Source organism: uncultured Veillonella sp., assembly GCF_963551295.1.
Taxonomy (GTDB): Bacteria; Bacillota; Negativicutes; order Veillonellales; family Veillonellaceae; genus Veillonella.
On sequence record NZ_CAUVFT010000052.1, the window covers coordinates 1 to 5,831 of the forward strand.

At 35.2% G+C, this 5,831-nt stretch carries 4 protein-coding genes and 1 tRNA gene; all 5 read left to right on the forward strand.

Annotated elements, in window-relative coordinates:
- Nucleotides 1–356 precede the first annotated feature (356 nt).
- Nucleotides 357–1,076 carry a DUF4198 domain-containing protein gene (locus RYO55_RS09510; protein WP_314985289.1) on the forward strand — a complete coding sequence of 240 codons (720 nt, stop codon included), beginning with the start codon at nt 357–359 and terminating at the stop codon, nt 1,074–1,076.
- 145 nt (nt 1,077–1,221) lie between these two features.
- Nucleotides 1,222–3,465, forward strand: coding sequence for an autotransporter outer membrane beta-barrel domain-containing protein (locus RYO55_RS09515; RefSeq protein ID WP_314985290.1), 2,244 nt, complete (start codon nt 1,222–1,224; stop codon nt 3,463–3,465).
- Nucleotides 3,466–3,563: 98 nt separating this feature from the next.
- Nucleotides 3,564–4,022 (forward strand): low molecular weight protein-tyrosine-phosphatase, encoded by a 459-nt coding sequence (locus RYO55_RS09520; protein WP_314985291.1) that lies wholly within the window; start codon nt 3,564–3,566, stop codon nt 4,020–4,022.
- Nucleotides 4,023–4,279: 257 nt separating this feature from the next.
- Nucleotides 4,280–5,644 (forward strand): P-loop NTPase fold protein, encoded by a 1,365-nt coding sequence (locus RYO55_RS09525; protein WP_314985292.1) that lies wholly within the window; start codon nt 4,280–4,282, stop codon nt 5,642–5,644.
- A 110-nt stretch (nt 5,645–5,754) separates the two neighbouring features.
- A tRNA-Arg gene (locus tag RYO55_RS09530) sits at nt 5,755–5,829 on the forward strand.
- Nucleotides 5,830–5,831 lie beyond the last annotated feature (2 nt).

The following is a 5,831-nucleotide window of genomic DNA, read 5'->3' on the forward strand; positions in this document are numbered from 1 at the left end:
ACTTGTTGAAGTAACACCTGAAAGCATTCGTATGCGTAAAACAATCCTTGATCGTAACGCACGTGCGAAAGCAGCTAAAAACAAAAAATAATATCTTATGCGGATATAATGGCGCTCCTTAAGGAGCGCCTTTTTTATCTAATCTATAAGTATTTATCTAACATATTCTTACAAGTCATATATTCATGAAAATAGGTGATAATTTTATCATTTATGATTATTGGGTATAAAAATAAGTTAATATACTAAATACGCATAATAGCTTGCTGATAGGGGTATTAGTATATACGAAATATTTGTAACGCTGTATAATAATAACAAGTTTATTGAAAAAGTTATTGATTATGGAGGTTCTTATGAATAAGAAAATCTTAGCTTCTTTATTTGCAGTAGGTTTAGCTGCAGGTTGTGTGTGCTCTTCCGTTGATGCGCATGGCGTATTCTTTGCTAACCGCTTAGATGAAAAAGCGCTAGTACTTGGCGAAGGCCCTGTTGATGATGCGTATAGCCCAGAAATGGTAAAAAGCATCATTGGCTTAGATAACAATGGCATGGTAATTCCTGTACAAGTTATTAAACATGAAAAAAATGTAGTGCTTGTACCAAATGATAAATTGGGTATTACAGTAACTGACTTTGACTATGGTTATTGGACAAAAGACAAAGATGGTAAAACTGTTCATAAACCAATCTCTGAAGTACCAGGTGCTCAAAAAAGTACACATGCCATTAAATATGACGTTCACTACTGGAATGCAGAAGCAAAACCTTTCAATAATAAAGATGCTTTCATTCAAATCATTCCATCTGTTAACCCATTAACTCTTAGAAAAGGTGATACATATGAAATCCAAGTCTTGAAAGACGGTAAACCATATGCAAATGCACCTCTTATTAAAGACGTAATTAATGATCTTACTAATGAAAGCCAAGCAGATGCTAATGGTAAAGCAACTGTTACTGTAAGTGCTAATGGCCTTAACGTAGTAGGCGTTGAAGTGGGCTTCCCAACTCAAACTAAAGGTGAGCAAAATAAATACTTCAGTGCATTGTCCTTCATCATCAATCCTGAATAATATAGGATATACCATTTACTAAGTGTGTGAAATAAAAAAGACCTCCTAAGTTGGACTTAGGGGGTCTTTTTATATTTTTAGGGTGTATGTATAAATGCGTTCTGTGAGAGCCTCGTATTAGGCGGGGTAAGAAAGAGAGATTTTTATGAAATTACAACAAAATATATCGGCTGTGATGGCTGCGTTGGTATTAACTGGAATGACCTGCTCTGCATTTGCTACAGAAATTAATGCCACAAGTGATAAAGCGGAGGAATTGCTTGGATTAACAATGGGGTCACCTGTACAAACACAACCAGAAGTTAAGCATATAGAAGATACCTTGACGGTTAATGTGCATGGTAAAAGCTTAACAGATACAGGTAAAACTAAAAATGTATCAGGTATTTATAATGGATTTGGATCACAATTGACGGTGGATAAAGATTTGATTGTACGTCTTAAGAATGATGCACCAGCCTCAAAAAGGGAACTCGGTCATTACTATATGAGCGCTGTGTATGCTGGTTACGGCGGTAAAGTGCCAAGACTCAGCAAGGACAATCCTGATAGAGATTATGGAGATACTAATATTCACGTCAAAGGCAATGTAGATATTGATGCTATCGGTGTCGGTTTACAAGCTAATCAACGTGGCCATATCATTGTTGATGGTGGTGGACGTATCATCACGCATCCTTTAGAAACCTCTGATACTTACTCTGTGGTGGCAGAAGAGGGTGATGTATACGTTAATACTGGCTCTGATGGTAAACATCCAGGGTCTAAAGAATTAGTCGCTGTTGGTAATGTAGGGTTAATTAATAAGGATTATGGTCGTGATCCAAATCATAACGAAGTGCCAACGAATATAGCATTAGCTTTTACAACACCTAATTCTAAACTTACGGGTGCTGTACTAAATGAATATGCTGAAAGCAATAAGAACCCTCATAATTCTGGTGCTGACATTTACTTACAAAATGGAGGGACTTGGAATAATGAATGGATTGGTATGGAGCGTCCTACCCCTAAAAGAGAACGTCCATCTGGGGATAATGCAGCATATCTATATAAGGGCAGTAAGGTTCGTAATCTCGTAGGCGGTGCAAATCCAACGGCAGCAGGTATACTTCATCCTATCGATGCACGTCCTATTACAATTCAAAATTATAGCGGCTATGTGAATGCTGTTTACAAGTCCGGCGTACCAGCAAGTGAAACAGGGAAAGGTCAAATTGTTGTTGAGCATGCTGCAGATAATAGCCATATTACGGTACAAGGTGATGGCGCCAACTTAACAGATGATGCCAGTTACCGTAAAGAAATACAAACCTTAGCCGATAAATTACAATATACAGGGAAAGACAAGAAACTGAGTGCAACCGTGCAAATTAACGAAGGTATTACGAGTCCAGGTGCTGTTGCAGAGCTTGGTGCAAATCATTTTGATGCACAGGGGCGCCTTGTTGTGGGTGACACAACAAAGATTAATCGTGCTAGTGAATCATCACTCGTAAGTGGCACAAAATCTGCTCTTACATCGACTGCTATGGCATGGAAGAGTAATACTAATGATTTACAACGCCGTTTAGGAGATCTTCGTTTAGCTAATACAAACCAAGGTGTATGGGCGAAATATATAGGCGGTAAATCTAAAATTACAGACGGTGCTGATGCACATATGACGTATAATGGTGTACAAGTCGGCTACGATCATAAGGTTTCTAATGGTTGGATTTTGGGAGGTGCCATTGATTACAGTACATCCAGTAATTCTTATACTAATGGCAGTGGTGATGGTAAACTTGGTGGCATTGCCTTGTACGGCACAAAACAACATGACGATGGTCGTTATTTAGATATTATCGCTCGTGGTAATCGTTTATCTAATAATTATAACCTTTATACTGTTGGTGGACAGCGGTTAAATGGCAAGTATCATACTTATGGTACATCATTGAGTGCTGAATACGGTAAGCGCATCAAGAAGCAAAATGGTTTCTATATCGATCCTAGTGTAGAATTTATTGTAGGCCGTTTGAATGGTGTATCCTATGATGCCTCTGTTGTCGGTGGTGGTTCCATGCATGTGAAAGCTGATGCTGTAAACTCTGCTGTAGGCAGACTCGGTATTGGCATTGGGAAGGAAACAGAAAGATCCAATATCTTCGCTAAATTAGCGTTGGCTCACGAATTCTCTGGTAAGGTGAATACAACGTATTCTGCCCCAGGAAATTCAACAGTACAAACGGAAGTTGATTTGAAAGATACATGGCTTGATGCTGAGATTGGCGGATCTTGGACTGTTCGACCTAGTACATATCTATATGGTACATTCACTAAAAACTTTGGTGCTACTATAGAAAATACATGGCGCATTGATGCTGGGATACGGCATAATTTTTAATTAAATATTGCTTTAATGGTCCTTATAGCGTATGCTGTAAGGACCATTAGTATGTAAGGAGTTAATTATGACTAAGATTTTATTCATTAGGAGTTATAATGGTTAATGTTTTATTCATCTGTCATGGCAATATTTGTCGTTCTACGATGGCAGAGTTTTATATGAAGCATATCGTTAATAAGGCTGGTTTAAGTGATTCTATTTATATCGAATCCGCTGGTACATCTCGTGAGGAGATAGGGAACGATACCCATTATGGGACTAAAGAGAAATTAGATGAAATGGGTATTCCCTATACTCGTCGCAAGGCACGCCAAGTGACGATGGAGGATTATTACAACTTTGATTATCTCATCATTATGGATGAAAATAATGCGCGTAATTTAAAGCGTATTATTGGGGATGACGTAGATGCTAAGGTTTACAAGGCAATGTCTTTTGTTGGTGAAAGCCGTGATGTAAAGGATCCTTGGTATACGGGGAATTTTGACGAAACCTATGACGATATAAGTTGTAGCTGTGATGCTCTATTAGAATTGATTAAAGGAAAAATATAATTAAATGTGACCGTAATATTAGTTATTAATTTGATTAGTATTATGGTCTTTTTTATAAATGAGAAGTTTGTTAGATATTGTATATTACCAAAGGCTAAACTTATAAGTTGTGTAGGTAAAAATATTTTTATGTATATATTTTTCACCTACTATAAGGGTTATCAGATATTGTTTTAGAATTATTTATAGCTTATGCTATAGATGATTATTGTATTAAATGTTAATAAGGTTGATGAAGTTGTTATAAGAGGTTTTTTATGAAAAAATATGAATTGCAGCCTACAAGAGAGAATTTAATTAAAACGTTATGTAATGATACCCTTAATAGAAATAAGGATTTAGTTTATTTTTATAAAATATTAACGAATCAAGACCAATCTTGTACTATTGCATTAGATGGTAAATGGGGGAGTGGGAAAACGTTTTTTGTTCGCCAAAGTGAGATAATAATTGATTCATGTAATCCACAAAGCTCTATAGATATGGAGTTAAGAGAGCGTGTTTTAACAAATTTGAGGCTTTCAGACAATAAAGAGGAGTTTGAAAGCAGTATAATATCAGTTTATTATGATGCATGGGTTAATGATAATGATACTGAACCAATATTTTCATTAATTTATGAAATAACAAAACAAATAAGTATTGATTTTTCTATATCTGAAAATAATCTTTTTAAGCTTGCTGCGAGTATTTTATCTGCAATTAGTGGATATAACCTTAATGGAATTTTAGAAACTTTAAATTCAGTGGATCCTTTTACTCTATTTAAAAAACAGAAAAATATAGAGTCTGATATACAGTCGTTTTTTACAGAGTTATTAGCAGAAAGAGGTAATAGACTTGTTGTTTTTATAGATGAATTAGATCGTTGTAAACCTTCTTTTGCAGTACACTTACTTGAACAATTAAAGCATTATATCTTAGATGAAAGGATTACATTTGTTTTCTCTGTAAATTTAGAGCAATTACAACATACTATTAAACATTATTATGGTATAAATTTTGATTCAGGTCGATATTTAGATAGGTTTTTTGATCTTCGTGTGTCTATTCCTTCAGTAGATATGGAGGATTTATATAATGATTTAGGTATTAATAATCAGTACTATATAGATATTATTATTAGACGTGTAATAAAAATATTTAATCTTGAGTTGCGTGAGATAAGTAAGTTTTATTCACAAATACGAGTTGCCATTAAGAAATATTTGGATGGAAATATAGTTATAGATACTACATTTGCTGATGGTAAGGGACGTAACTTCATTTTTTTATGTATTGTACCGTTGTTAATAGGTTTAAAAATAGCAGATAATACTAAGTATTATGAGTTTATCAGTGGACAAAATAGTGAGCCATTAGTAAGACTATTATCGATGGAAAGAGATTTTAGGCCTTTCGATATAATGAAGAATTCAAATGAATCATTTGAAAGTTTACCAGAATCTATTCATATAACTACAGAGGAATTAGTAAATCGTGTATATGATGCTATATTTGTCCATGCGTATACTAGTGTAGGGGATGTTATAACTTTAGGTGAGTGTCAATTTTCTATGGAATCTAAGTTGTTCGCGATAAAGGTTTCCAGTATGATGTCTAATTTCACCGATTTAAGCTGAATATATTGTACTGGATTTTCATATGATAATGGTAAATTAGACTCTGAGCTCTTATAATACTTAATACTATCGAAGCATAGCATTATATGATATAATTTTTAAGTATTCATGCGCCTATAGCTCAGGGGATAGAGCGCCGGTCTCCGGAACCGGGTGCGCAGGTTCGAATCCTGCTAGGCGCACCAAT